This window comes from Amycolatopsis dendrobii, from assembly GCF_014145675.1.
Lineage (GTDB): Bacteria > Actinomycetota > Actinomycetes > Mycobacteriales > Pseudonocardiaceae > Amycolatopsis > Amycolatopsis dendrobii.
The window spans coordinates 212,354-237,993 of the sequence record NZ_JACGZW010000012.1 but is presented as its reverse complement, the minus strand read 5'-3'; the positions used below and the strand labels follow the sequence as shown (position 1 = coordinate 237,993).

The 25,640-nt window shown below is 70.8% G+C and carries 21 protein-coding genes; all 21 read left to right on the top strand.

Annotated elements, in window-relative coordinates; all coding sequences use genetic code 11:
- Positions 1 to 14: 14 nt before the first annotated feature.
- The 21 genes from H4281_RS33640 (at position 15) to H4281_RS33540 (ending at position 25,638) form a co-directional block, all read left to right on the top strand.
- Positions 15 to 326 carry a hypothetical protein gene (locus tag H4281_RS33640; protein ID WP_182894875.1) on the top strand — a complete coding sequence of 104 codons (312 nt, stop codon included), beginning with the start codon at positions 15 to 17 and terminating at the stop codon, positions 324 to 326.
- Positions 323 to 1,342: an EamA family transporter gene (locus H4281_RS33635; RefSeq protein ID WP_182894874.1), complete on the top strand. Its 1,020-nt coding sequence runs from the start codon at positions 323 to 325 to the stop codon at positions 1,340 to 1,342. The genes H4281_RS33640 and H4281_RS33635 overlap by 4 nt, the downstream gene beginning before the upstream one ends.
- Positions 1,343 to 1,368: 26 nt before the next feature.
- Positions 1,369 to 1,641, top strand: coding sequence for a hypothetical protein (locus tag H4281_RS33630; protein ID WP_143271475.1), 273 nt, complete (start codon positions 1,369 to 1,371; stop codon positions 1,639 to 1,641).
- Between the two features lie 4 nt (positions 1,642 to 1,645).
- Positions 1,646 to 1,801 carry a hypothetical protein gene (locus H4281_RS33625; protein ID WP_182894873.1) on the top strand — a complete coding sequence of 52 codons (156 nt, stop codon included), beginning with the start codon at positions 1,646 to 1,648 and terminating at the stop codon, positions 1,799 to 1,801.
- An 84-nt stretch (positions 1,802 to 1,885) separates the two neighbouring features.
- Positions 1,886 to 2,518, top strand: coding sequence for a TetR/AcrR family transcriptional regulator (locus H4281_RS33620; RefSeq protein ID WP_182894872.1), 633 nt, complete (start codon positions 1,886 to 1,888; stop codon positions 2,516 to 2,518).
- Positions 2,519 to 2,722: 204 nt separating this feature from the next.
- Positions 2,723 to 4,063, top strand: coding sequence for an MFS transporter (locus tag H4281_RS33615; RefSeq protein WP_220508208.1), 1,341 nt, complete (start codon positions 2,723 to 2,725; stop codon positions 4,061 to 4,063).
- Positions 4,064 to 4,066: 3 nt separating this feature from the next.
- Entirely contained in the window at positions 4,067 to 5,380 is a 1,314-nt protein-coding gene (locus H4281_RS33610) for an MmgE/PrpD family protein (protein ID WP_182894871.1), read from the top strand.
- Between the two features lie 80 nt (positions 5,381 to 5,460).
- Positions 5,461 to 7,563 (top strand): hydantoinase/oxoprolinase family protein, encoded by a 2,103-nt coding sequence (locus H4281_RS33605; protein ID WP_182894870.1) that lies wholly within the window; start codon positions 5,461 to 5,463, stop codon positions 7,561 to 7,563.
- Positions 7,560 to 9,581 (top strand): hydantoinase B/oxoprolinase family protein, encoded by a 2,022-nt coding sequence (locus H4281_RS33600; protein WP_182894869.1) that lies wholly within the window; start codon positions 7,560 to 7,562, stop codon positions 9,579 to 9,581. Before H4281_RS33605 ends, H4281_RS33600 begins: the two co-directional genes overlap by 4 nt.
- Positions 9,582 to 9,607: 26 nt before the next feature.
- On the top strand, positions 9,608 to 11,173 hold the full coding sequence (locus H4281_RS33595; RefSeq protein ID WP_312872227.1) for a class I adenylate-forming enzyme family protein: 1,566 nt from the start codon (positions 9,608 to 9,610) through the stop codon (positions 11,171 to 11,173).
- A complete protein-coding gene (locus H4281_RS33590; RefSeq protein WP_182894867.1) occupies positions 11,170 to 12,126 on the top strand; it encodes a cyclase family protein in 957 nt (318 codons plus the stop codon). The genes H4281_RS33595 and H4281_RS33590 overlap by 4 nt, the downstream gene beginning before the upstream one ends.
- Before the next feature lie 21 nt (positions 12,127 to 12,147).
- Positions 12,148 to 13,320: a thiolase family protein gene (locus tag H4281_RS33585; RefSeq protein WP_182894866.1), complete on the top strand. Its 1,173-nt coding sequence runs from the start codon at positions 12,148 to 12,150 to the stop codon at positions 13,318 to 13,320.
- 5 nt (positions 13,321 to 13,325) lie between these two features.
- The gene (locus H4281_RS33580; protein WP_182894865.1) at positions 13,326 to 13,727 is read left to right on the top strand and encodes a Zn-ribbon domain-containing OB-fold protein; all 402 of its coding nucleotides are present in this window, start codon (positions 13,326 to 13,328) and stop codon (positions 13,725 to 13,727) included.
- Positions 13,724 to 14,632 (top strand): TIGR03620 family F420-dependent LLM class oxidoreductase, encoded by a 909-nt coding sequence (locus H4281_RS33575; RefSeq protein WP_182894864.1) that lies wholly within the window; start codon positions 13,724 to 13,726, stop codon positions 14,630 to 14,632. The genes H4281_RS33580 and H4281_RS33575 overlap by 4 nt, the downstream gene beginning before the upstream one ends.
- Positions 14,629 to 18,081 (top strand): indolepyruvate ferredoxin oxidoreductase family protein, encoded by a 3,453-nt coding sequence (locus H4281_RS33570; RefSeq protein WP_182894863.1) that lies wholly within the window; start codon positions 14,629 to 14,631, stop codon positions 18,079 to 18,081. Before H4281_RS33575 ends, H4281_RS33570 begins: the two co-directional genes overlap by 4 nt.
- Positions 18,075 to 19,439 (top strand): FAD-binding oxidoreductase, encoded by a 1,365-nt coding sequence (locus H4281_RS33565; protein ID WP_182894862.1) that lies wholly within the window; start codon positions 18,075 to 18,077, stop codon positions 19,437 to 19,439. Before H4281_RS33570 ends, H4281_RS33565 begins: the two co-directional genes overlap by 7 nt.
- Complete coding sequence (locus H4281_RS33560) at positions 19,421 to 20,413, top strand: alcohol dehydrogenase catalytic domain-containing protein (RefSeq protein ID WP_182894861.1); 993 nt, start codon at positions 19,421 to 19,423, stop codon at positions 20,411 to 20,413. Before H4281_RS33565 ends, H4281_RS33560 begins: the two co-directional genes overlap by 19 nt.
- A complete protein-coding gene (locus H4281_RS33555; RefSeq protein ID WP_182894860.1) occupies positions 20,410 to 21,639 on the top strand; it encodes a CoA transferase in 1,230 nt (409 codons plus the stop codon). The genes H4281_RS33560 and H4281_RS33555 overlap by 4 nt, the downstream gene beginning before the upstream one ends.
- Before the next feature lie 2 nt (positions 21,640 to 21,641).
- Positions 21,642 to 23,102 carry an aldehyde dehydrogenase gene (locus H4281_RS33550; RefSeq protein WP_376771988.1) on the top strand — a complete coding sequence of 487 codons (1,461 nt, stop codon included), beginning with the start codon at positions 21,642 to 21,644 and terminating at the stop codon, positions 23,100 to 23,102.
- 62 nt (positions 23,103 to 23,164) lie between these two features.
- Positions 23,165 to 24,769 (top strand): PQQ-binding-like beta-propeller repeat protein, encoded by a 1,605-nt coding sequence (locus tag H4281_RS33545; RefSeq protein WP_182894858.1) that lies wholly within the window; start codon positions 23,165 to 23,167, stop codon positions 24,767 to 24,769.
- Positions 24,766 to 25,638, top strand: coding sequence for a TIGR03621 family F420-dependent LLM class oxidoreductase (locus tag H4281_RS33540; protein ID WP_182894857.1), 873 nt, complete (start codon positions 24,766 to 24,768; stop codon positions 25,636 to 25,638). The genes H4281_RS33545 and H4281_RS33540 overlap by 4 nt, the downstream gene beginning before the upstream one ends.
- Positions 25,639 to 25,640 lie beyond the last annotated feature (2 nt).

Here is a 25,640-nt window from a genome sequence, read left to right as displayed (position 1 = left end):
AAGGAGTTTCAACGATGAAACCGGCACCGAAGATGCAGGCGGTGATGGTGCTCTACCATCTCGGCGAGCAAGGCCTGTGGGAGCACCATTTGTTCGGGGCGTTGCGACAGCACTACCGCGACGCGGAACTGTCCGGGCTGCGCGAGGGCCTGGTCGGTCTGTCCACTGTGGGCTGGCTGGACGTGGTCGGGCAGCGCAGCCATCGCGGCCATCTCCTGCGCCGCTACGCGCTGGCCGCGTCCGCGAGGCGGCTCGTCGAGTACCAGCTCGACCTTCGGCGGTACCTGCCGGTCGAACTGCCAATCCCCGCGGGGAGGCAAGCATGAGCGCCTCAGGCTCTGCGGCCGACTTGGCCGAACGGTCCCGCCTGGCCGACGGCAAGAAGACCCGGATGGGGATGATCTACGCGATCCTCGCCGCTCCCGCGCTCGGCCTCGCCTTCGGCTTGCTGGGCTCGATCGTCTCCACCCCGCCGTTCGACCGGCAGCAGCCGACCGGTGCCTTCGCGCTCGTGGCCGCGCTGCAGGTGCCCTTCGGCGTCCTCGCGATCGCGGTGTTCCTGCTCGTCACCGGAACCTGGCGCGACACCGGCCGGATCCTCGGACACCGGGTCAGCTGGTGGAACCTCTTCGTCGCCGTCGGCGGATTCGTGGGCGACCTGTGCTTCGCCGCCGCGTCCGGGCTGATCGGCGGCGCGCTCGCCGGGTCCATCGGAGGGCTTGCCGGCGTGGTGGGCGCGATCATCGCGGCCGTGCTGTACCGCGAACGCATCCTGCGCGCCTCCACGGTGCTCGGCCTGGCCGCGCTGGCCGTCGGGATCTGGCTCGCCGTCTCCGGCGGCGAACTCGGCGCGCCGACGCACGGCTGGTACTTCCTGGTCGGTCTGCTCGTCATCGTTGCCGCCGTGCTCACCTGGGGGTTCGAGAGCTTCGCGATCACCGCGGGCACCGACCTCATGCCGCCGGAGAGTTTCCTGTGGTGGCGGGCGTTCCTCGAACTCCTGATCGCCGACGTCCTGCTCGTCGTGCTGTTCCCGGAGGGACGGCGGATCGCGGTCGACGCCTGGGCTCAACCGCGGCTCGTGGCGATCGGAGCGGTGATCGGGCTCGGCTGGGCGATCTGGATGATCATGGGCTACTACATCGGGATCTCTTACGCGGGTGCGGTTCGCGGCGGCGTGCTCACCAACACTCTCGCGTTCTTCTTCATCGCCTTTTTCTCGCTAACCGTTTACGGTGCGCCGTTCAGCACGTACGTCATCGTCGGATCGGCCATCACCATCGTCGGCACGCTTTTCATCGTCACCGAACCCAAAGCGCACCTTGCCCGGCTGCGCTCCTGAACCACCGCACCCAGAACGGAGACCACATGTCTGCCCGAATGTCCACATCGGACTCGACCGACGACGGCGCGCTCGCCGACGCGTACCTGCGCCGCAGCGCCCGCGCCAAGCTGCGCCGCCTCTCCGGGCTGATCGTGCTGTGCGCGCTTCTGCTCGCAGTCCTCGTGCTGATCTACGCCGAAGGCTGGTACTCCGGGCCGGGAGCCGGCGGTGCGGGCTGGGTGTTCGTCGGCATCGGCGTGGCGGCGGCCGCGATCGCGGCGGTCGTCATCGACATCGTCTACCGGAAGGAACTCTGAGATCATGGCTTCTCCTGCCGAACCGCCGTCCGAGACCGCCGCCCATGATCTGCCGTTGCTCAACGCACGCCGCTGGGCGCTGGGATTCCTGGCCTTCGCGATCGTCCTCGCAGTCGTGTTCGCTGAGTTCCTGGTCGGTTTCGTCGCCCACGCGCACTGACCTGGGGCACCGGACGGCGTGAGCGGGTTCCCGCAGCCGGCGCACGAACGACGAAGGCAAGTCGCAGGGCGTTACCATCGGGGCGTGGGCGACAACGTGTCGAATGAATCGACGGAGCTGCTTTCGGTGCGCGAGGAGCAGCGGAGGATGACGCGGCAGCGGATCATCACCGCGGCGCGGCAGGTGTTCGAGGAGCGGGGGTACGGACAGGCGTCGATCGGCGACATCGCCAAGGCGGCGAAAGTCAACCGGGCGACGTTCTACCTGCACTTCACCAACAAGGCCGAGGTGTTCACCGAGGTCTACCGCGCGGTCCGGGAGGACCAGAGCGCGCAGTACTGGTCGCTGCTCGGGCGGGCGCTAGCCGAGGGCAAGGCGGCGAGCGTGCGCGCCTGGCTCGACGGGGCGCTGTCCTGGTGGGAGAGCCAGGCGGCGCTGCTGCCCGCGATCCACGAGGCGATGGCCAGCGACCTCGAGGTCGCGGCCCGGTGGAAGGACCAGATCGACCAGCTGGCCGGCGGCCTGGAGGAGTACTTGGTCCAGTTCCCGGAGGCCCGGCGCGAGGAGCGGCGGCTGCGGGTCGAACTGCTCATGGTGCAGCTCGACCAGGTGTGTTTCCGCGCGATCGTGCAGAAGGTGTTCGCGATCGAGCGGACGCAGCTGCTCGATGTGGTGACCGGGCTGTGGGTCGACGCGCTCGGGCTGGAGCGCGACTGACCCGCGCCTAGATCAACAGCTTGACGCTTGACTCGACACGGTGTCGTCCTTATTCTTCGAGGGACACCTGCGCCGGCAGTGAACGCGCAGGTCAGGCGAGTACGGCCGCAGCCCTGTGCGGCCTGCCCGCCTGGTGTCGAGGCGTCGACAGGGAAGACGCCGGTCTTCGCCCACCTGTCAACGATGACTCGGGAGCGTCCCCCTATGTCCTCCAGTCCTGGCGTCTCCGCTCCGTCTCCGGCGCTGATGCGGCGCGTGGTCTTCGCGTCCGCCATCGGCAATACCGTCGAGACTTACGATTACGCGGTCTACGGCTTCCTGACGGTCGTCCTTTCGAAACTGTTCTTCCCCGCGCAGCAGCCGGGTGTCGCGTTGCTGTCGGCCTTCGCGGTGTTCGGGGTCGCCTTCGTGGTGCGGCCGCTGGGTTCGCTGCTGTTCGGCTCGATCGCGGACCGGATCGGGCGCAAGCCCGCACTGGTGGCCACCGTCGCGCTGATGGCGGGAAGCACGGCGGCGATCGGCGTGCTTCCGCCGGTGGCCTCGATCGGTGTCTGGGCGCCGATTCTGCTGGTGTTGTTCCGGTTGCTGCAGGGGCTCGCGGCGGGCGGCGAGTACGGCACGGCCATGACTTACGCCGCCGAGTTCACCCCGCGCGGCAAGCGCGGCGCGATGACCAGCCGCGTGCAGATCGGCAGCGTGGCGAGCCTGCTGCTGGCCGCGGGCACGGTGCTGTTGCTGAGCACCCTCCTGACGCCCGCGGCGATGGCGAGCTGGGGCTGGCGGATCCCGTTCCTGCTGGCCCTGCCGCTCGGCCTGGTCGGGCTCTACATCCGTTCGAAGCTCGATGAGTCCCCCGAGTTCCGGGCGCTGGAGAACCGCACGCAGGTGCCCGCCTCTCCGGTCAAGGAGTCGTTCGCCGCGCACTGGCGGCTGATCGTGCTGATCTTCGGCATCGCCGCGTTCCAGCAGGTCGGCTACTACATCGCCTTCACCTACGCGCAGACGTACTTGATCCGTCTGGGTTTCTCGCAGTCGCAAGCCACTTTGGCCACGGTGATCAGCATTGCGGTGGCGGTCGTGCTGGTCGCGCTGGGCGGACCGCTGTCGGATCGGTGGGGCCGGTGGCCGATGCTGCTCGGGCTTTCCGCGGGCACCTTCGTGCTGGCCTATCCGCTGTTCATCGGGCTCTCCTCGGCGAAAAGCCTCGGCGCGGCCATCGCGATGACGGTGCTGCTTGGCGTCCTGCCCGCGTTGTACACGGCGGTGGCTCCGGCGTCCTACGTGGAGGTTCTTCCGGCGCGGGTGCGCGCCACCGTGTTCGCGGTCGGGTTCGCGTTGGCGGCGACGTTGCTGGGCGGTCCGGCGCTGTACGTCAGCCAGACGCTCGTGCAAGTCACCGGGGACAACCGTGCGCCCGCGCTGTTCCTGATGTTCGGCGCGCTGGTGAGCCTGGTCGCGGCGTTGTTCGTGCGGCGGGCGGCCAAGCGGGTGGTGGACTCGGAGCCGGCCCCGGCGGTCAGCGAGCGGTCTCGCGAAGGGGTGTGACCCGTGTTGCTCACCGATCTCGCTGAGCAACTCGACACCGCGGCCCCGGGGATCACCGGCGAACTGATCGACCAAGCCGGTACCTGTCTCCTCGACGCGCTGGCCTGTGCCTACGGCGGACGCGACCTGCCGTGGGCCAGGCAGGCCAGGGCGATCGCGGGCAGCGGCGACGCCACGATCTGGGCGACCGGCGGCCTGCGGAGCGGGCTCACGGACGCGGTGTTCGCGAATTCCGTTGCCTGCCACGCGTTGCTGCACGAGGACACGCATGCCGAAAGCCGCGTGCATCCCGGGACGGTGGTGATTCCGGCGGCGCTGGCGATCGGGGAGCGGCTCCGCTCGCCGTTGCCCGCGCTGCTGCGGGCGATCGTGCTCGGCTACGAGGCCATTGCCCAGGTTTCGGCCGCGGTGCTGACCGAGGAGTTCGGTGCTCGCGGATGGCGGGCCAGCAGCGTGTTCGGTCCCTTTGGCGCCGCGGCGGCGGCCGCGCATTTGCTGGGGCTCAAACCGATCGCTGCCGCGCACGCGCTCGGTATTGCTGCCAGTTCCGCCGCGGGTCTGTGCCAGTGGGCGCGCGACGGGACCGCCGAGGTGTTCTTCCAGAACGCCGGAGCCGCGCGAGCAGGCGTCGTCGCCGCGTTGCTCGCGGGGGAGGGCGCGACGGGTGCGACGTCGGCGGTGGACGGGATTTTCGGCCTGCGCCAGGCATTCGGCGGTGCGCGTGACGAAGCAGGACCGCCGGACGTCCGGCTGGATCGGATGGCGATCTCGCAGACGTTCTTCAAAGCGCACCCGTCGTGCGCCTTGACTCAGGAACCGATCGACGCGGCGATCGCCCTTGCTGCCCAAGGAATCGACCCCGCGCAGGTCGTCGAAGCGACGGTGCACACGTCCGGCGTGGCGGCCCGCTATCCGGGCTGTGCCAACGCGACTGCGCTGACCGCGCCGATTTCCCGGCAGATGAGCCTGCAGTTCGCCGTGGCGGCCGCGCTGACCGACGGCGAAATCCGTCCGGAACGCTATGCCGGAGCGCTCGATCCTGGGCTGGCCAAGCTGGCCGCGCGGATCTCCGTGGCGGTGGATCCGGTTGCGGACGCGGCTTTTCCGGCGCGCCGGGACGCACGCGTGACAGTCCGGCTCACGGACGGACGCGTCGTGTCCGCAGAAAGCTGTGAGCGGGTGCAGGTGTCCGTGATCGAGAAGTTCCGCTCCTACGCGGAGCCGGTGCTGGGCGCGGGGATCGACACGGTCCTGCGGGCTGTCCGAGAACCCTTCTCCGGTACCGATTCCGCGGAGCTCGCCGCACATCTCCGCTGAATCGACAAGTTGTCGCTTGACTCGACACTATGTCGTGTCTAATCTGGCTCGCAGGCCGGGGGCCGTTCCACGGAAGGACAATGACGTTGCGTTCCGAAGTCACGTTTCAGATCGGGTGCGACATCGGCGGTACGTTCACCGACGTCGTCGCGCTCGCCTCGGACGGACAGTCCTATGCGGACAAGTCCGACACCGTCCCGGACGACCTCGCCGCGGGATTGCTTGCCGCGCTGGAAAATCTCGCCGGTCGTGTCGGACTGCCGCTGCCCGGGCTGCTCGCCGCGACCACGCGGTTCGTCAACGGCACGACCGTCGTGACGAACGCGGTCGCCGAACTGCGCGGCGCGAAGGTCGGCCTGATCACCACGCAGGGCTTCGGCGACAACCTGCTGATCGCGCGTTCGGCCCGCAACGCGCACCGCGATCACCACAAGCAGCTCAGCCTTCCGCAGATCGTCGCCCGCGAGAACGTGCTCGAGGTGCCCGAGCGGATCGACCGCAAGGGCCGGGTCGTCGTTCCGCTGACCGAGCGGCGGGCGCGCGAGGCGGTGGAAGCACTGGCGGCCAAGGGCGTCGATTCGATCGCCGTTTCCCTGTTGTGGGGCTTCGCGAACCCGGAGCACGAGGAACTGCTCGCCTCGATCGTCGAGGCCGAGCATCCGGAGCTGTTCTTGAGCGTCGCGTCGCGGCTGCACCCGGTGATCCGGGAGTACGAGCGGACGATGACCACGGTGCTCAACGCGTTCACCGGGATCCGGGTCGCCGAGTACACCGAGCGGATCGAGCGCGAGCTGGCGGCGCGCGGACTGCGCGAACCGGTTGCGTTCATGCAGGGTTTCGGCGGCACGTCGAGCGCGGCGGAAGCCCGGCAGCGGCCGATCACGCTCATCGACTCCGGTCCGGCGGGCGGCGTGATCGGGGCGCGGGCGCTGGCCGACCGGCTGGGCCTGAAGGACATCGTGACCGCCGACATGGGCGGAACGTCGTTCGACGTCTCGGTGCTGCGCGACGCGACCCCTAACGTGACCCGGCGGGTGATGCTGGGGGAGCGGTTCCTGACCGCGCTGTCCAAGATCGACGTGCTGCCCATCGGCACCGGCGGCGGCAGTATCGCGTGGCTGGATTCGCGCGGCGTTCCGCAGGTCGGGCCGCACAGCGCGGGAGCCGAGCCGGGGCCGATCTGCTACGGCAAAGGCGGCACGCGGCCGACGGTGACCGACGCGTCCGCGGTGCTCGGGCTGCTGGATTCCGGGTCCTTTCTGGACGGTCGCCGGTCGCTCGACACGGTCAGCGCCGGCGACGCCCTCGCCCGCGAGATCGGGAAACCGCTGGGCGTGGACGCGGTGCAGGCCGCGGCGGCGGTGCACCGGATGGTGGTCGCGGACATGGGCAACGCCGTCCGCGCCGTAACGGTGGAGCGCGGACACGATCCGCGCCGGTTCGCGATGGTGGCTTTCGGCGGCGCGCTCGGCCTGTTCGCCGCGGACATCGCCCGTTCGGTCGGCATCCGGCAGATCGTGATCCCGGCCGAAGCGGCGGTGTTCTCCGCGCGCGGCTTGCTTTCCAGCGACGACATGCGCACCCGCGCGCGGTCGGTGATGTGGCAAGGCGGCGGCGCCGATGCGGTGCGTGCCGCGCTGAAGGAGCTTGACGCGGAACTGGTCGAGGCCTTGCACGCCGCGGGCTACGCGGACGACCGGATCGACATCCGCTGGGAAGGCGACTTCAAGTTCCTCGGCCAGCAATGGGAACTTCGGGTGCCGATCCCGCGCCGCGGCGACTTCGGCGAAGCGGATCTGGTCGCGATCCAGGACGGATTCGCCGCGCGCTACGAGCAGGAGTACGGCGAGGGCACGGCTTGGGTGGGCAGCCCGGTGGTGCTGATGTCGGTGCGGGTCACCGCGACCGGCCGGGTCGACTTCTTCGAACCGGCCGAGCAGGAACTGTCCGACGGCGTGGCCGAACCGGTCGGCCGCAGGCGGATCCAGCGCGCCGGAGAGTCCGAAGTGGACGTTTACGACGCGCGGCGGATCACCGCCGGGGCCAGGATTTCCGGCCCGGCGCTGATCGAACACTCGCTGACCACCGTCTCGCTGCCCGAGGGCTGGGAGCTGAACGTGGACGGCTGGGGCAACTGCTTGCTGACCGATACCGACCGGACCGCCGGGGAGGAAACCGCATGACCGCCGCCAGCACGGCCGGGCTCGACCCGGTCGACGTCGAAATTCTCGCCAAGGCCCTGGACAACGTCGCCGCGGAAATGGGCGTGGTGATGATGCGCGCCTCCGGCAGCCCCGCGATCGCGGAGGCGGTGGACTTCTCCACCTTCATCGCCGACGCCGAGGGCGACATCATCAGCTACGCCGGCTACATCACGATGTACCTGGGCGCGGCCCGGCAGGCAGTCCGGCACATCCTCGCCACCTACCCGCGGCAGGAAATCCGGCCCGGGGACATGTTCCTCTGCAACGACCCGTTCACCACCGGCAACGCGCACGCCGTCGACGTCGGCGTGGTCCGGCCGATCTTCTTCGGCGAAGAACTGGTGGCGTGGTGCTGGGCCGAGGCGCACGTCAACGATTTCGGCGGCGCCGCTCCGGGCGGGATGGACCCGACGGCGACCGAGGTCTACGGCGAAGCGCTGCGGCTGCCTGGCGTGAAGATCGTCGACCAGGGGCGTCCGGTCGAGGACGTGTGGCGGATCATCGAGACGAACATCCGGGTGCCGGAGCTGGTGCTCAACGACATCCGGTGCTTCATCGCGGCATGTCACCGCTGCGACGAACGGCTGCAGGCGCTCGTCGGGCAGTACGGTGCCGACACTTTCCGCCGCTACGTCGAAGCCGCCAAGGACCTGGCCGAGCAAGCAGTCCGGCGCAGGGTCGCGGACTTGCCGAAGGGCACGTTCACCGCCGAGGAATTCGCCGAGCACAACGGGCATGCCGACGAGTTGTACCCGATCCGCTGCACGCTCACCGTCAGCGACGACGCACTGCGGTTCGACCTGACCGAATCCGCGCCGCAGACCGACGGTTTCATCAACGTCAGCGCGGCGACGACATTGGGTGCGGTCGTGTCGCCGCTGCTGATCACCCTGCTTCCGGATCTGCCGATCAACCAGGGCACGCTGCGCCCGATCGAGGTGGTCACCCGGCCGGGCACGATCTGCGACGCGCGCCGGCCCGCGCCGATGGGGGCCGGGCACATCGAGACCGGGTTCCGGATCGGGAAGGTGGTCACGAGGCTGCTCGCCGATCTCCAGGCGGGCAGCGAGAACGCCTTCGTCCGCGAGCACGTGACGGCTCCGTGGCAGGACTCGTGGAGCGCCAGTTTCTTCTACGCTCCCGACGAATCCGGCCGGCTCGTGCCGTTCCCGGACATGAACGGCGGCGGCAGCGGCGCGGGCGCGCAGGCGATCGCGGACGGCATGGACGTCAGCGGCGTGCTCGCCCAGCCGCAGAACAGCATCCCGGACATCGAGATCAACGAACTCGCCTATCCGGTGCTGTACCTGTGGCGCAAGCTGAACCCGAACTCCGGCGGACCGGGCCGGACCCGGGGCGGCGCGGGCATCGACCTCGCGTTCACGCCGTGGTACACGCCGGGCGGCCAGGAGCACGTCATGGCGGCCTGCTGGCAGGTTCCGCCGTCCGGGGTCTTCGGCGGCTACCCCGGTTCCACCAGCGGTTCCGCGCTGGTCTCCGGTGCGCAGGCGGACGAGGCGTTCGGCCGGGGCGAGGTGCCGCGTGGGGTCGAGAACCTCGCTGCCGCACCGAAACCGTTGCAGGGCAAGCAGTTCGGGCTTTCGGTCGGTGCGGGCGACGTCGTGGTGCTGCGGGTCGGCGGCGGTGGCGGGTACGGCGATCCGCTGGAACGAGGGCCGGAGCTGGTCGCGGCGGACGTGCGCGCGGGCGTCGTGACGGCCGACGCGGCGCGGGTTTCCTACGGCGTCGTGCTCGATGCGGCGGGCGACCCCGAGGTCGCCGAGACCAGCCGGGAAAGGGAGCGAATCCGCGCCGGCAGGCGGGAATGGCCCCGGGAAGACGGCTTGGCGGTGCGTCGAAGCCCGGCGCACGAACGGCTCGCCGAACGCGGCCAGTGGTGCCAGCCGAGGCCGGGGGTCGAACTCGTGGAGTTCGCCGACCCGGAGACCGGAACGCTGCTGCGCGCCGATGTGGTCGTGCACCCGGACGCCCGATGACGGGCCACAACGAAAGGCGGAACGACGTGGTTGCCCCGGATACTTTCCCGGACGCGCTGGCGGCGCTGGCGAAGCTGTTTCCCGGCGAGGAGGCGGTGGTCGCGCCCGAGGGACGGCTGACCTTCGCCGAGTTCGCCCGGCGCTGCGACGACCTGGCGGGCGCGTTCCGCGCGGCGGGGCTGCGGCCGGGGGAGCGGGTGGGGATCCTGCTGCCGAACGGGCTGCGCTGGCTGGTCACGATGCTCGGCGCCCAGCGGGCCGGGCTGGTCGCGGTGCCGGTCAACACCTGGTACCGGTCGGCGGAGCTGGCGCATCTGGTCGGCACCGCTGACTTGCGCCTGGTGGTTACCGAGAAGCAGGTGTTCGGCAAGGACATGCTCGCCGAACTCACCGCCGCCGGGCACGGGGAGGTCTTCGAGAGCGGAGCCCGCGCCGACGGGTATCTGGGCGCGTTGTTCTGGCCGTCCGGCGAGCCGTTCCCGTCCGGGCTCGAGCCCGCCCCGGCGCCGGAGCGCAGTGCGGGGCCGGACGACCTCGCGATGATCCTTTACACCAGCGGCAGCACGGCGTTGCCGAAGGCGGTGCCGCTGGAGCACGGCAAGCTGCTGCGCAACGGCTACGAGATGGGCGAGCGGATGCACGTCGGGCCGGGCGACCGGCTGTGGTTCGCGATGCCGTTGTTCTTCGGTTACGGGGCCTGTAACGCGCTTCCGGTCGCGCTGAGCCACGGCTTGACCTTGTGCATCGAGGAGAAGGTCGACGGCGACGCGTCGCTGGCCTTCATCGAGCGCGAACGGTGCACTGTCTCTTATGGACTCGCGACCGCGGTCCGTGCGCTGCTGGCCGCGCCGAGCTTCGGCAGCCGGGACATCTCGTCGCTGCGGACCGGGCCGGTCGGGTTCAACGCCGAGGACAAACGGCTGGCCATCGAAGGGCTCGGCATCACCGAGGCGTGCAGCGCCTACGGGCTGACCGAGTCGTACGGCTTCGTGACCATGACCGACGCGAGCGACCTGCCGGAAGTCAAGCTGCACACCCAAGGCAGGCGGCTGCCGACCCAGGAGATCCGCATCGTGGACAAGTCCGGCGCGGTGTGCCCGCCCGGGGTCAGCGGCGAGATCGAGATCCGGGGCTGCGTGATCGACGGCTACCTCAGCGGATCGGACGTCAGCGGCGGCACGCATTCCCCGGACGGCTGGTTCCGCACCGGCGACCTCGGATCGGTCGACGCGGACGGACGGCTGTCGTTCGGCGGCCGCTGGAAGGAAATGCTCAAGATCAAGGGCATCAACGTCGCGCCGGTGGAGATCGAGGGCATCCTCGGCGAGCACGCCGAGGTCGACCAGGCGTACGTCTTCGGACTGTCCACTCCGGACGGCGACCAGGAGATGGCCTGCGTCGTCGTCGCGGACGCGCGCAGCGGCGCGGAGGGAACCGAACTGGCGGGCAGGTTGCGGGAGTACGTCCGGTCCCGGGCCGCGAGCTACAAGGTGCCCGCCCGGGTCGTGGTGCTGGATTCGGCGGCGGTGCCGCAGACCCACACCGGGAAGGTCAGCAAGCTCAAACTGCGCGAGATGCTGGAGGCGGGATGACCGGGCGGCGCACCCCGGCGTTCGCGGACCTGCCGACGCTGCCGGACCGGGACGAGCACCACGCGTGGGACGTGTGGGGGCGCGCGGACGAAATCGGCACGCTCAACCTGATCGGACCGCAGCAGCGGCTCGCCGCGGCGAAGACGGTGCGCAGCGGGCAGATGATCCCGCTGACGCTGCCGCTGAACGAGCCTGATCCTGGCCTGTTCGACGAGCGCGATGTCTTCCAGCACGTCGTGGAGGACACCGCGGCCGGGCACGACGACCGGCTGGACGGGTTCTATCTGCAGGGTTCCTCGCAGTGGGACGGGCTGCGGCACATCAAAGCCGGACGACACGGCTACTGGGGCGGCCGCAGCGAAGCCGACCTGGCGGACAGCGAAGTTCTGGGCGTCGACCGGTGGGCTGAACACGGCTTCGGCGGGCGTGGGGTGCTGGTCGACGTCGCCGGGCACCTGGCGGCGCAAGGCACGCCGCTCGCGCCGGACGAGCCAGTGGAGATCACCGCCGCGCTGCTCGACGAAGTCGCCGACGCGCAGGGAACCGTCTTCGCGTCCGGGGACATTCTCGTGGTCCGCACCGGATGGACGGAGTGGTACCGGCAGCTGCCGGCGCGGGACCGGGCCGCGCTGCGCGGAACGATCGGCACCGGTTTCGCTTGCCCCGGGCTGGAGTCGGCGAAGGACATGGCCGGCTATCTCTGGGACCGGGAATTCGCCGCGGTCGCGATGGACAACGTCGGCGTCGAGGTCTTCCCGGTGGACCGCGCCAAGGGCTTCCTGCACCGGCGGCTGATCGCGTTGCAGGGCATGCCGCTGGGCGAGCTGTGGCTGCTGGACCGGCTCGCGCGGGCGTGCGCGGAGCGGGGGAGCTACGAGTTCTTCCTCGTCTCCGGGGTGCTGCCGCTGCCGCGCGGGGTCGGCAGCCCCGCCAACGCGCACGCGATTCTCTGACGCTTCGAGAAAGGAACGATCATGCCGCTAGGACCGGTACGCCAGGTGGCGATAGTCGGGATCGGCATCACCGAGCTGTCCCGGAAATCCGCGCGCAGCGGCCTCGACCTGGCCGCCGAGGCGCTTCAGCTGGGGCTGGACGACGCCGGACTCGGTGCCGGGGACGTGGACGGGCTGTTCACCAACGTCGGCTATCCGCTGTCGATCGACTACGACCGGGTGGCGGAGGCGTTCGGCCTGCGGATCCGCGCCGCCGTGCAGACCTGGAGCCACGGCCGGTTCGTCGGTCCCGCGCTGCAAGCCGCCGCACAGGCCGTGGCGCTCGGCACCACGGAGGTGGCCGCTTGCCTGGCCGGAGTGTCTTTCTCCGGGCTGGGCATGGTCGGCGGCGCGGGCGACGCGGAAGGCCTGCGCCAAGGCGGCGGCTCGCACGGGGAACTGCCGCATTACGGGATGACCGCCCCCGGCGCGGGCGCGGCGATGGCGTTCCGCCGGTACTGCGAGCGGTACGGCGTCGACCCCGCGCTGATCTCCGCGGTGCCGATGGCCATGCGCCGCCACGCCCGGCTCAACCCCAACGCGCAGATGACCAAACCGCTGGAGCAAGCGGATTACGACGCGCAGCCCTACATCGTGGAGCCCTTGCGCCGTCCGGACTTCGCGCTGCTCAGCGATGGCGGCGCCTGCCTGCTGGTGACCACAGTGGAGCGAGCGCGCGATCTGCGGCAGCCCGCGGTGATCGTCTCCGGAATGCAGGGCCTGCGCGCCGGCCGGGACGAGTTCATCTTCGCGCCGCCCGGGCTGGGCGTGTTCACGCAGGGCGACGAGCGCCGAGTCGAGGACCATCCGGTCTACGCGATGGCGGGCCTCTCCGGGCCGGGCGATGTGGATTCGCTGCAGCTCTACGACGCTTTCTCGCCCAACGTGGTGTTCGTGCTGGAGCGGTTCGGCTTCGCCGGCGAGGGCCAAGCGCTCGAATGGCTGCAGGACGGCCGCATCGAACTCGGCGGCGAGCTGCCGGTCAACACTGCGGGCGGGCTGCTGTCCGAAGCGCACCTCTGCGGCTGGGGGCACATGGCCGAGGCGGTCCGCCAGATCCGCGGCCAGGCCGGCGACCGCCAGGTGACCGGATGCGAGGTCGTCCAGTGGGCGACGCCGTTCGGCGATTCGACTGTCTTCACGAAGGACCGGTGACCACGATGACCGCTGCGCGACCTCTCCCGCTTCGCTACCCCGAGGACGTCGAACACCTCGACGGCGCGGCTCGCGGCGAACTGCGCGTCCCGGTGTGCGGCTCGTGCGGCGAGGCGTTCTGGCCGCCGTCCCCGGTGTGCCCGCGTGATTTCCGGCGCGACGTCGAGTGGACGACCGACGCCGGGACCGGCCGGGTGCACAGCTGGGTCCGGTTCCACAAGCGCTACTTCGAGGGTGACGACGTGCCGTACGTCGTGGTGCAGGTCCGGCTCGACAGCGGCCCGAACCTGACCACGACGTGGACCGGCCCGGACGACCCTGTGCTCGGCGAACCGGTGACGGTCTCGTTCCGCGAGGTCGGCGACGGGGTGTGGCTGCCGGAATTCGGGCCGGGGGAGCAGGCGTGAAGCCGTCTCGTGAACTGGCGGCCCGGATCGGCCCGGTCGGCGTGTGGCTGTCCGTGCTGGCGGAGGTTCCCGCCGCCGAGGCCGCGAAGGCCGCCCGGGTGGTCGAGGACCTCGGCTACGGTGCGCTGTGGATTGGCGAATCCCCGGCGCACAAGGAAATCTTCACCAACGCCGCGTTGCTGTTGTCGGCGACCACGCGGCTGACCGTAGCCACCGGAGTCGCCACCATCTGGGCTCGCGACGCGGTCGCCGCCGAAGGCGCGGCCCAGACGCTCGGCGAGGCTTTCCCCGGACGGTTCGTGCTCGGCCTCGGTGCCAGCCACGCGGAGGCCGGCCGCGGGAATGGCCATGACCGGCCGCTGACGGCGTTGCGCGAATACCTCGACGTGCTGGACAGCGATCGCTACCGGGGGCCGCGGCCGGATCGTGCGGTGCCTCGGGTGCTGGCGGCGTTGCGGCCCCGGATGCAGGAACTGGCCCGCGACCGGGCCGCCGGGATGCACTCGTTCTTCGTGCCGCCCGCGCATACCGCGGCCGCCCGGGAACGTCTCGGTCCGGAGCCGTTGCTCGTTCCGGAACAGGCAGTGGTCGTCGATGCGGACGCGGCACGGGCGCGCGAGGTGGCGCGGGAGCACGTCGCGACCCGGCTTGTGCTGCGGAATTACGTGAACCACTTGCGTGCCTTGGGTTTCGGGGACGAAGACTTCGCCGACGGCGGGAGCGACCGGCTGGTGGACGAGTTGGTCGTGTGCGGCGCTGCGGACCAGGTGGCGGCGCGGGTTCGCGAGCATCTCGCCGCGGGGGCTGATCACGTGGCGATCCATCCGTTGACCCGCGCGCCAGGCGTCGAGCCAGTGCTGGACCAGCTTCGGGCACTGGCGGCAGAGGGAGGAATCCGGTCGTGACTGATCGATATCGCGCGGCCGAAGGGCAGTTCCAGCTGACCGGCGTCCAGGCGCTGGCCCGGCTGCCCTTCGAGGTACGCCGCGCCGACCAGCGGGCGGGGCTGCGGACGGCGGCGTTCGTGTCCGGCTACGAGGGCTCGCCGCTCGGCGGATACGACCTCGAACTGGGCAAACAGGCGGAGCTGCTGGCCGAGCACGACATCGTGTTCAAGCCGGGCGTCAACGAGGAACTGGCGGCCACCGCGGTGCAGGGCGCGCAGCTGGCGGCCCAGTCGGAGAACCGGCGGGTCGACGGCGTCACCGGCTATTGGTACGGCAAGTCCCCGGGCCTGGACCGCGCCTCGGACGCCCTGCGGCACAACAACCTCATGGGCACCCACCGCCTCGGCGGGGCGCTGGCGCTGGTCGGCGACGACCCGGGCGCGAAATCCTCGACGGTGCCCGGCAGCTCCGAACTGCTGCTGGCCGACCTCGGCATGCCGACGCTGTACCCGGCGGATCCGCAGGAGGTCCTCGATCTCGGGCAGCACGCGGTGGCGATGTCACGGGCCTGCGGGCTCTGGGTCGGGTTCAAGATCGCTACGAACGTCGCCGACGGGACCGGCACCGTGCGCGTCGATCCGGGCCGGTTCCGTTCTCTTGAGCCGGATCCGGTGGTCGACGGTCGGCCGTTCGTCCACGAGATGACCGCCCGGATGCTGCAACCGGACCTCGGCAGGCTGGAGCGCAGCCGTGACGGCGCGCGTCTCGAACTCGCCCGTCGTTACGCCGCGGTCAACGGGCTGAACACCGTTGTCGGCGGCCGCGACGCCCGGATCGGGATCGTCGCCGCGGGCAAGACCTATCACGATCTCCGCCAGGCGCTGGAGATCCTGGGCCTGGACGAGCCCGAACTGGAGCGTCGCGGAGTCCGGCTGCTGCGGCTCGCGATGGTGCACCCGCTCGAACCCGAAGCCGTCACCCGGTTCGCGGCGGGACTGCGTGAGATCGTGGTGGTGGAAGAGAAACGTTCTTTCATCGAGACCGCGGTCAAGGACCTGCTCTACGGCCGTCCCGACACTCCGGCCGTCGCTGGCAAACGCGGTCCCGACGGCACCGCGCTGGTCCCGGCCGACGGCGAACTGGATCCGGACCGCATCGCCGCGGCGCTCGCGATCCGCTTGCGTGCGCACGGCGGCTTCCCGTCCGTGGAATCCTGGCAGGCCCCGCGACGCACGATCGCGCTCCCGCTCGCCGCTCGCACGCCGTATTTCTGCTCGGGCTGCCCGCACAATTCGTCCACGAAGACGCCGGAGCGATCGCTGGTTGGCGCCGGGATCGGGTGTCACAGCCTGGTCTTGATGACCGGCCGCGAGGACTACGGCGACATCACCGGACTGACCCAGATGGGCGGCGAGGGCACGCAATGGATCGGCATGTCGCCGTTCGTGCGCGACGACCACTTGGTGCAGAACCTCGGCGACGGCACCTTCCACCACTCCGGCAGCCTCGCGGTGCGCGCGGCCGTCGCGTCCGGGGTCAACATCACCTACAAGCTGCTGTACAACTCGGCCGTCGCGATGACCGGCGGCCAGCAGCCGACCGGGGTGCTCACCGTTCCCCAGGTCGTCGCGGCGATGCGGGCTGAAGGCGTGCGCCGGATCATCGTCACCACCGAGGAACCGGCGCGCTACCGGCGCGTCCGGCTCGGCCGCGGCGTCCGGGTCTGGCATCGCGACCGGCTGGCCGAAGCGCAGGAGACGCTCGCCCGCGTCCCGGGCGTGACGATGCTGATCCACGACCAGGAATGCGCGACCGAACTGCGCCGCAAACGCAAACGCGGGCTCGCCCCGGAACCGCCGCAGCACGCGGTGATCAACGAACGCGTCTGCGAGGGCTGCGGCGACTGCGGGGAGAAGTCGAACTGTCTCTCGGTGCAGCCGGTCGACACCGAATTCGGCCGCAAGACCCGGATCGACCAGTCGTCCTGCAACAAGGATTTCTCGTGCCTGGAAGGGGATTGCCCGTCGTTCCTCACCGTGCTTCCCGGCAAGAGCGCGGGGAAGCGGCCGCTCGCCGAACCTCTGGCGGACCCGCTGCCGGAACCGAAACGGACGGTCTCGGCTGAGCGGTACACCGTGCGGGTGACCGGGGTCGGCGGCTCCGGCGTCGTCACGCTGTCGCAGATCCTCGCGACCGCGGCGAACATCGCCGGACTGCCGGTGCGGTCGCTCGACCAGACCGGGCTCGCGCAGAAGGGCGGCGCGGTCGTCTCCGACGTCAAGATCGGCGCGACGCACGCGAACAAAGCCAGCGACGGTGAATGCGACCTCTACCTCGGTGCCGACGTGCTCGTCGCCGCGGACCCGCGCTACCTCGCCGTCGCCGACCCGAGCCGGACCACCGCGGTGGTCTCGACGTCGAAGGTCCCGACCGGAGCGATGGTCGCCGACACCAGCGTCACGTTCCCCGAGGAGGCGGCCCTGCTCGACCGGCTCCGCGAAGCGGCCGGAACCATGACGGCGCTGGATGCCCGGGAAATGGCCGAGGTGCTCTTCGGCCAGGACCAGTACGCCAATCTCCTGCTGACCGGAGTGGCCTACCAGCTTGGTGCGCTGCCTGTTCCAGCGGAGGCGATCGAAGAAGCCGTCTCTCGCAACGGGGTTCGGGTCGAGACCAACGTGCAGGCGTTCCGCCGCGGCCGGCAATGGGTCGCGGACCCTGCGGCGCTGGAAACTGTGCTCGCCGGTGTGCGCGGAGAACCCGAACCGGAGCCCGCGCTGTCCCCGGCGGCCCGCGCACTCCTGGCCACCGTCGGCGAAAGCGCTGAACTCGCGCGGTTGCTGCGGGTCCGGGTGCCAGACCTCATCGCGTACCAGAACGTCGGCTACGCGCGCCGTTACGCGGAGCAGGTGGAACGGGTGCGCCGCGCCGAGTCCAGTGCGGTCCCGGGCGCGACGGCGCTGACGGAAGCGGTGGCGCGGAATCTGTACAAGCTCATGGCCTACAAGGACGAGTACGAGGTCGCGCGGCTTTCGCTGGATCCGGCGCAGGAACGCCGAGTCCGCGCGCGATTCGGCGCCGACGCCCGCATCGCGTACCGGTTGCATCCGCCGGTGCTCAAGGCGCTCGGCATGCGCCGCAAGATCGAACTGGGGCCGTGGTTCAAGCCGGTTTTCCGGGTCCTGGTGGCGGGGCGGTGGTTGCGGGGGACGCCGCTGGACCCGTTCGGCCGCGCCGCGGTCCGGCGGCTGGAGCGTGACTTGATCGCTGAGTACGAACGGGTCGTGGGCGAGCTGGCTGAGCGGCTCGACCCGGAAAACCACGCTCTGGCAGTGGAAATGGCTCTTTTGCCAGACCTGGTGCGCGGCTACGAGGACGTCAAGCTCGCCACTGTCGCGAAATACCGGAGCGCTCTCGCTCGGCAGCTGGACGAGTTCCGGGCGGCGAAAGCCGGTGCGCCGTGCTGAACGAACTTCGCCGGGCGCTGCCCGCCGGCCGGGTCCTCACCGACCCGGACGTCCTCGCCGCCTACGCACACGACGAGGCGGTGTGGGCCGAGCACGATCTGCCGTTGGCTGTCGTGCGAGCGCAGACCGCCGAGGAGATCCAGCAGACCGTGCAGGTGTGCCTGCACCACCGCGTTCCGATCGTGCCGCGCGGAGCGGGTACGGGGCTGTCCGGAGGCGCGAACGCGGTCGCGGGCGGGATCGTTCTGTCCACCGAGCGGATGAGTGCGATCCGCGAGATCAACACCGCCGAGCGGCTCGCGGTGGTCGAACCCGGCGTCGTGAACGAAACGCTGCGGTCGGCGTGCGCGGAACACGGCCTGTGGTATCCGCCGGACCCGGCGAGCGCGCCTTGGTCGACGATCGGCGGCAACGTCGCGACCAACGCCGGCGGGCTGTGTTGCGTCAAATACGGCGTCACCCGCGATTACGTGCTCGGGCTGGAAGTCGTCACCGGGACCGGGGAACTGGTCCGGCTCGGCCGCCGGACCGCGAAAGGCGTGGCCGGATACGACCTCACCGGGCTGATGGTCGGCTCGGAAGGCACGCTCGGCGTCGTCACCGAAGTCACCGTGCGGTTGCGCGGCGCGCGGGCCGGCGAACGCACGGTCGCCGGGTATTTCCCCAGCCTGTCGGCGGCGGGAGACGCGGTCGCGGCCGTCAGCGAGTCGGGCGTCGTGCCGTCGGCGCTGGAACTGATCGACCGGCACACTCTCGCCGCGGTGGACGCCTGGAAGAACATGGGCCTGTCCGCCGACGCGGAGGCGGTGCTGCTCGGCCGCACCGACGCACTCGGCGAGGACGAGGCGAAGGTGCTGACGGACTGCTTTACCGCGGCCGGAGCCACCTGGGCGGCCGCATCGTCCGATATGGACGAAGCGGAGGCGCTGTTCGCCGCGCGACGGTTGGCGTACCCGGCGCTCGAACGACTGGGCCCGGTGCTCACCGAGGACGTCTGCGTACCCCGCGGCGCGGTGCCGGAAATGCTGCGGCGGATCGAAGCCATCGGCGTCCGGCACGCCGTGCGGATCGCGAATGTCGCGCACGCCGGGGACGGCAACCTGCACCCGGTGCTCGTCGTCCCGCCCGAGGAAAGGGCACGAGCGGAGGCCGCGTTCGAGGAGATCCTCGACGAGGCGATCGCGCTGGGCGGCACGGTCACCGGGGAACACGGTGTCGGCCTGCTCAAACGCGGCGGGCTCGCCCGGGAACTCAGCCCGGCGGTGCTGGCGATGCACGCGGCGGTCAAGAACGCGCTCGATCCGCACGGAATCCTCAACCCGGGCAAGGTGATCGCGTCGTGCGCGCCGTCGTCCTGAGCGCTCCGGGAGAACTGGCGGTCACTGAAGCCGACTGCCCGGAACCCGGCAGCGGCGAGGTCCTGGTGGAAGTCGCGGCCTGCGGGGTGTGCGGGCACGACCAGGCCGACCGGGCCGGACTGCTGGACATTCCGCTGCCCGCGGTGCTCGGCCACGAGATCGCCGGAACCGTCGTGGCCGGCGGAACCCGGTTCGCGGCAGGGGACCGGGTCGCCGCGAAGCAGTTCGGCACCTGCGGCCGCTGCGAACCATGCGCGGCCGGCGACGAACTGCGTTGCCCGCGGCGCGCGTTCCTCTACGGCGGGTTCGCCGAATACGCGGTCCTCCCGGAATCCGCCCTGCTCCCCGTGCCGCCCGGGGTCCCGCTGGCCGAGGCCGCCGTGGTCGCCTGCGCGGTCGGCACCGGACTGCAGGCTCTCCGCCGGGTGGCGCGGGTCAAGCCCGGCGAGACGGTCCTGGTCACCGGAGCCGGCGGCGGATTGGGGATGCACGCCGTCCAGGTCGCCGCCGCGCTCGGGACCCGCGTGCTCGCGCTCACCGGGAGTCCGGACAAGATCGCGCAGCTGGAGAAGTCCGGTGCTGCGCAGGTGGTGCTCACCGGGGACACCGCCGGGCAGGACATCCTCGACCTGACCGGCGGCCAGGGCGTCGACGTCGTGCTCGACAACACGGGGTTGCAATCCGTGTTCCGCCAAGCTTTCCGCGCGCTCGCCCACGCGGGCCGATACGTACTGACCGGACAGGTCAGCGGGGAGCCGATCCGAGTCCATCCGGCTTTCGTGTTCGAGAAGGAAGCCGTCATCACCGGCTCGGGATCCACGCTCATGCGCACCTTCGCCGAGGCGATGGCCTTGGTCGCCGAGGGCCGGGTGCGACCGGCGGTGAGTCGCTACCCGCTCGAAGACGCGGCGCGCGCTTTCACCGACCGGGTCGCCGGCCGCGCCGTGCTCGTTCCTTCAGGAGGACTGTCATGACCAGGCCCTTGGCCGGTACCCACGTCGTCGAGTGCGCGAGTTTCGTCGCCGGGCCGACCGGCGGCCTGACCCTGGCGCAACTGGGCGCCGACGTCGTCCGCATCGACCCGATCGGCGGCGGCAGCGACTACCTCCGCTGGCCGGTCGCGCCGACGGGGGAGAGCTACTACTGGGCTTCCCTGAACAAGGGCAAGCGTTCGGTCGCGATCGACCTGCGCGATCCGGAAGGCCGCGAACTCGTCCTCGCACTGGCCACCGCTTCCGGCCGCGATCGCGGGATCCTGATCGACAACGCGGTCGGCCGTCCGTGGCTGGCCCACGAACGGCTGGCCGCCCGGCGTCCCGACGTGATCCACGTGCGCGTCCAGGGCTATCCGGACGGACGGCCCGCGGTCGACTACACGGTCAACGCCGAAGCCGGGATCCCCGGGATCACCGGCAGCGGCGACTGGGCCGCGCCGGTGAACCACGTGCTGCCCGCGTGGGATCTCGTCACCGGGCTGAGTGTCGCGACCGGCGTGCTCGCCGCGCTGCACCACCGCGACCGCGCCGGCGAAGGGTCCTATGCGGAGCTGGCGCTGTCCGACGTGTCTCTCGCCGGGGTCGCGAATCTGGGCTGGCTGTCGGAAGCCGCCGACCGGCACGGCGAACGGCCCCGGCACGGCAACCACGTCTACGGCAGTTTCGGCGTCGATTTCGCTTGCCGCGACGACGCCCGCGTGATGGTCGTGGCGCTCACCGACGGCCAGTGGCGCGCGTTGCAGTCGGCGACCGGGACCGCGGAGGTGTTCACCGCACTGGAGAAGGCAATGAACGCGGACCTGCGCGACGAGGCCGAACGGTATCGCCTCCGCGAGACCATCGCGGCGGTCCTGCGGCCGTGGTTCGCCGCGCGCGACCTCGACGAGGTGGGCAAGGAACTCGACGCCGCGCGGGTCCTGTGGGGCCGTTACCGCGGGATGGCTGATCTCGTGGCCGAACACCGCGAGCGGGCACACGACGTGCTCGCCGACCTGCGACTGCCCAGCGGCAGCCCGGCCATCACGGCACGGTCGCCGTTGCGCTTCTCGGGCGAGCGCGGTCCCGCCGGGGCGTGCCCGGCGCTCGGCGCGGACACCGATTCCGTACTGGCCGAGGTGCTCGGCCTTACCGCCGCCGAACTCGGCGGCCTGCACGACCGGCGGGTCATCGCCGTGCCGGAAAACCCGTACAAGGAGGTACGTTGACCATCGATTCGAGCATCGCCCTCGACCGCACCCGGTTCTTCATCGACGGTGTCTGGACAGAGCCGAAGGGCGCCGAGACGCACCTCGCCCTGGAAGCGGCTACCGAGAAACCGCTGGGCCGCGCCGCGCTGGGCTCCGACGCCGACATCGACGCTGCCGTCCGCGCCGCCCGCCGCGCCCTCGACGAGGGACCGTGGGGCCGGACCACCGCCGCGGAACGCGCGGCGACGATGCGCCGGTTCGCTGAGGCGCTGGCAGCCCGCGCCGCCGACACTGCCACGCTCGTCAGCCGGGAGAACGGCATGCCGATCGGGCTGTCGAACGCCTTCAACGGGGACGCGCCGGCCGGGCTGCTGACCATGTACGCGGACCAGATCGCGGCGGAGCAGCTGGAAGAAGTCCGGCCGAGCGCGTCCGGATCGACGGTCGTGCGCCGCGCCCCGGTGGGCGTGGTCGCTGCGATCACGCCGTGGAACTACCCGCAGGTGCTCGCGATGATGAAGATCGCGCCGGCGCTCGCCGCGGGCTGTACCGTGGTGCTCAAGCCGTCGCCGGAAACCGCGCTCGACGGGTACGTTTTCGCCGACGCCGCCGCGGAAGCCGGGCTGCCGCCGGGCGTGCTGAACATCGTGGTCGCCGGTCGCGAAGCTGGTGCCGCGCTGGTGTCGCATCCGCTGGTGGACAAGGTCGCGTTCACCGGATCCACCGCCGCGGGCCGGACGATCGGCGCGGAATGCGGGCGGCTGATCCGCCGGTGCACGCTGGAACTGGGCGGGAAATCGGCGGCCATCGTGCTCGACGATGCGGACCTCGACACCTTCGTCGCCGGTCTCGACAACGCCTGCTTCCAGAACAACGGCCAGACCTGCACGGTCCAGTCGCGCATTCTCGCCCCGCGCTCGCGCTACGCCGAAGTGGTCGACGCGGTCGCGCAGTACGCGCGCGAAATGGTGCTCGGCGACCCGCTCGACCCGGCCGTCACCTGCGGCCCGATGGCCAGCAAGGCGCAACTCGACCGGGTTCTCGGCTACCTCGAACTGGGCCGCGCTTCCGACTCCCGGCTGGTGGCGGGCGGCGGGCGTCCCGCCGCGCTGTCCCGCGGCTGGTTCGTCGAGCCCACCGTGTTCGCCGACGTGGACAACCGCGAGCGGATCGCGCAGGAGGAGATCTTCGGCCCGGTCGTCACCATCACCCCGTATGAGGACGAGGACGACGCGGTCCGCCTCGCCAACGACAGCGAATACGGACTCGGCGGCTCGGTCTGGACCGCCGACGAGGACCGCGGCCTCGCCCTCGCCCGCCGCGTGCGGACCGGGACCATCGGCCTCAACTACTACCTCCAGGACCTCGGCGCGCCGTTCGGCGGGATGAAGGGCAGCGGCGTCGGCCGCGAACTCGGGCCCGAGGCGCTCGACAGCTACCTGGAATTCCAGTCCGTCTACGCCAGCGCCGCCCAGCTCTGACCCAGAGCCGCCCCGGGGCCGCCGCACGCGGCCCCGGGGACTGACCGCGGAGGAGAAGACCCTTGTCCACTGTTCGACGCCTGCGCTCTGTCGCGCTCGCCCTCGCGCTTGTCCTGCCCCTGACCGCTGTCCCGGACGCTGCCGCCACCACCCGCTACCGGGTCCAGCGGCTGGTCACCGGCACCACGCTGCACTCGCCGAACGGCATCGCCGTCGCCCCGAACGGCGACCTGCTCACCGCGAGCCTCGCCAGCGAAACCATTTCCGCAGTGGACCCCCGGACCGGACGGAACCGCACTCTCGTCGGTCCGCGCGACGGTCGTTCCGACGACCTCGCGGTAGCCCCCTCCGGCGAACTCCTGTGGACCGACCCGGTCGGCGGTGTCGTGAAAGGCCGTGCACCGGACGGCCGGATCCGCACCGTCGCGCGTGATCTGCCCGGCGTCAACTCCATCGCGTTCGACCGGTCCGGCAAGCATCTGTACGTCGGGCAGCTGACCTTCGCCGACGCGCTGTGGGAGATCGACCCCGCCGGCCAGGCGGCACCCCGGCTCGTCGCGCGCGATCCGGGCGGGCTCAACGCGTTCGCCTTCGGACCGGACGGCATGATCTACGCGCCGCGGTCGAAATACGGGGAAGTGGCCCGGGTCGATCCGCGAACCGGAGCGATTTCCGTGCTCGCTCAAGGATTCCGTCAACCGGTATCCGTCCGCTTCGACCCGCAGAACCGCCTCTACGCGCTCGACGGCGCGACCGGCCAGCTGGCCCGGATCGACCCGACCGGCGCCAAGCACACCGTGGCGATGCTGCCTGCCGCCGATGACAACATGATCATCGACTCCACCGGGCACGCTTACGTCAGCAACATGGCCGACAGTTCCGTCTCCCGCGTGGACCTGAACACCGGAACCGTCAGGGCCATTACGTCGAGCCAGCTCGCCTTCCCGGCCGATATCGCCTCCGACGGGCGGACGCTCTACGTCGCCGACGTGACCGCGCTGCGCACCGTGAACCCGCGTACCGGTGCGGTCGGCGAAATCCAGCGGCGGCTATCGTCCTCTCTGGAGTTTCCGTCCGGGATCAGCGTCACCGCAGCGCATTTCGTGCTCACGTCGGAGCTGATCGGGTCGGTTCAGGTGGTGGACCGCCGGACCGGGAAGGTCGTCCGCGAGGTGCACGGACTCGACAATCCCGCGGACGCCGTCGAGCTGTCCGACGGCAGCCTGGTGATTTCCGAACCCGCGAACGGAAGGCTGCTGCGCGTCGTCGGCGAGGAAGTCCGTCCGTTGGCGGAAAACCTCGGCACCCCAACGGGTATCGCCGTCACCAAGCGCGGGACCGTCCTGGTCGCCGATGGCCAGGGCCGTCTTGTCGAGGTCGAACCCGCCTCGGGAACGGTCGTCGAACGAGCTGCCGGACTCGGCGGACTGCGGGCGGTCGCGGTGCGACCGGACGGATCGGCTGTCGTCCTCGACGCCACCGGCCATCGCGTGCTTTCGGTGGACCGGCAAGGAAAACACGAAGTGCTCGCGACCGGCCTCGACGTCGGCTACCTCGACGTCCCATACGCCCGTTCCGGCGGCCTCGCGCTCGGCACCGACGGAACCGTCTACATCGCCGCGGACCGGCACAACGCCGTCGATGCGATCCGGAAGACGCACGGATGACCACCCGGGAGTTCCGGTTCGGCGTCAACCTGCTCACCCCGTCCTCGCGCGCGGAATGGCAGGCGCGGTGCCGCGAAGCCGAAGACCTCGGCTACGACGTCATCGCGGTCGCCGACCACCTCGGCATGCCGGCGCCCTTGCCCGCGCTCGTGTCGGCGGCCGAAGTCACCACCCGGCCGCAGCTCGCGGTGTTCGTGCTCAACTCCGGGTTCTACAACCCGGTGCTGCTGGCCCGCGATCTGGCCGGAACGGACGCGCTGCTCGACGGACGCCTGGAGGTCGCGCTCGGAACCGGCTACGTGAAGGCTGAATTCGACCTCGCCGGGATTCCCTGGCGCAGCGCGTCCGAACGAGTCGACCACCTCGAGCACACCGTGCTGGAGGTGGGGCGGCTCCTCGCCGACCCGGATCACCGCCCGAGCCCAGTGCGGCGGCCGCCGCTGTGCGTCGCGGGCAACGGTGACCGGGTCCTGCGGATCGCTGCCGATCACGCCGACATCGTCGCGTTCAGCGGGGCCGCACCCGGGCACCGTCCCGGCATGCTCCGGTTCCTCGGCCCGGACGCGCTCGCCGCCCGCGTGGAATACGTGCGGCAGGCGGCTCCGCACCGCTTCGACGCCCTCGAACTCAACCTGCTCGTCCATGCCGTCGCCCTCGACGGCGAGCGTCAGGCCGCAGTCGAGCGGTTGCCCCGGTTCGAGGCGCACCCGATCGATCTGGCGCAGGTGCCCACCGTCCTTTCCGGACCTCCGGCGGAGATCGCGGAAACCCTTCATCTGCACCGGAAGACGTTCGGCTTCAGCTACGTCACGGTGCCCGAACCGGCGATGCGCGACTTCGCGCGCGTCATCGCCGCAGTGAGGAGCTGACC

What these genes read in the sequence shown, in the direction of transcription:
- H4281_RS33585 (WP_182894866.1), top strand. Translation starts at nt 12,148, where the DNA reads ATGCCGCTAGGACCGGTACGCCAGGTGGCGATAGTCGGGATCGGCATC.
- H4281_RS33580 (WP_182894865.1), top strand. Translation starts at nt 13,326, where the DNA reads ATGACCGCTGCGCGACCTCTCCCGCTTCGCTACCCCGAGGACGTCGAA.
- H4281_RS33635 (WP_182894874.1), top strand. Translation starts at nt 323, where the DNA reads ATGAGCGCCTCAGGCTCTGCGGCCGACTTGGCCGAACGGTCCCGCCTG.
- H4281_RS33590 (WP_182894867.1), top strand. Translation starts at nt 11,170, where the DNA reads ATGACCGGGCGGCGCACCCCGGCGTTCGCGGACCTGCCGACGCTGCCG.
- H4281_RS33605 (WP_182894870.1), top strand. Translation starts at nt 5,461, where the DNA reads ATGACGTTGCGTTCCGAAGTCACGTTTCAGATCGGGTGCGACATCGGC.
- H4281_RS33640 (WP_182894875.1), top strand. Translation starts at nt 15, where the DNA reads ATGAAACCGGCACCGAAGATGCAGGCGGTGATGGTGCTCTACCATCTC.
- H4281_RS33600 (WP_182894869.1), top strand. Translation starts at nt 7,560, where the DNA reads ATGACCGCCGCCAGCACGGCCGGGCTCGACCCGGTCGACGTCGAAATT.
- H4281_RS33625 (WP_182894873.1), top strand. Translation starts at nt 1,646, where the DNA reads ATGGCTTCTCCTGCCGAACCGCCGTCCGAGACCGCCGCCCATGATCTG.
- H4281_RS33630 (WP_143271475.1), top strand. Translation starts at nt 1,369, where the DNA reads ATGTCTGCCCGAATGTCCACATCGGACTCGACCGACGACGGCGCGCTC.
- H4281_RS33615 (WP_220508208.1), top strand. Translation starts at nt 2,723, where the DNA reads ATGTCCTCCAGTCCTGGCGTCTCCGCTCCGTCTCCGGCGCTGATGCGG.
- H4281_RS33555 (WP_182894860.1), top strand. Translation starts at nt 20,410, where the DNA reads ATGACCAGGCCCTTGGCCGGTACCCACGTCGTCGAGTGCGCGAGTTTC.
- H4281_RS33540 (WP_182894857.1), top strand. Translation starts at nt 24,766, where the DNA reads ATGACCACCCGGGAGTTCCGGTTCGGCGTCAACCTGCTCACCCCGTCC.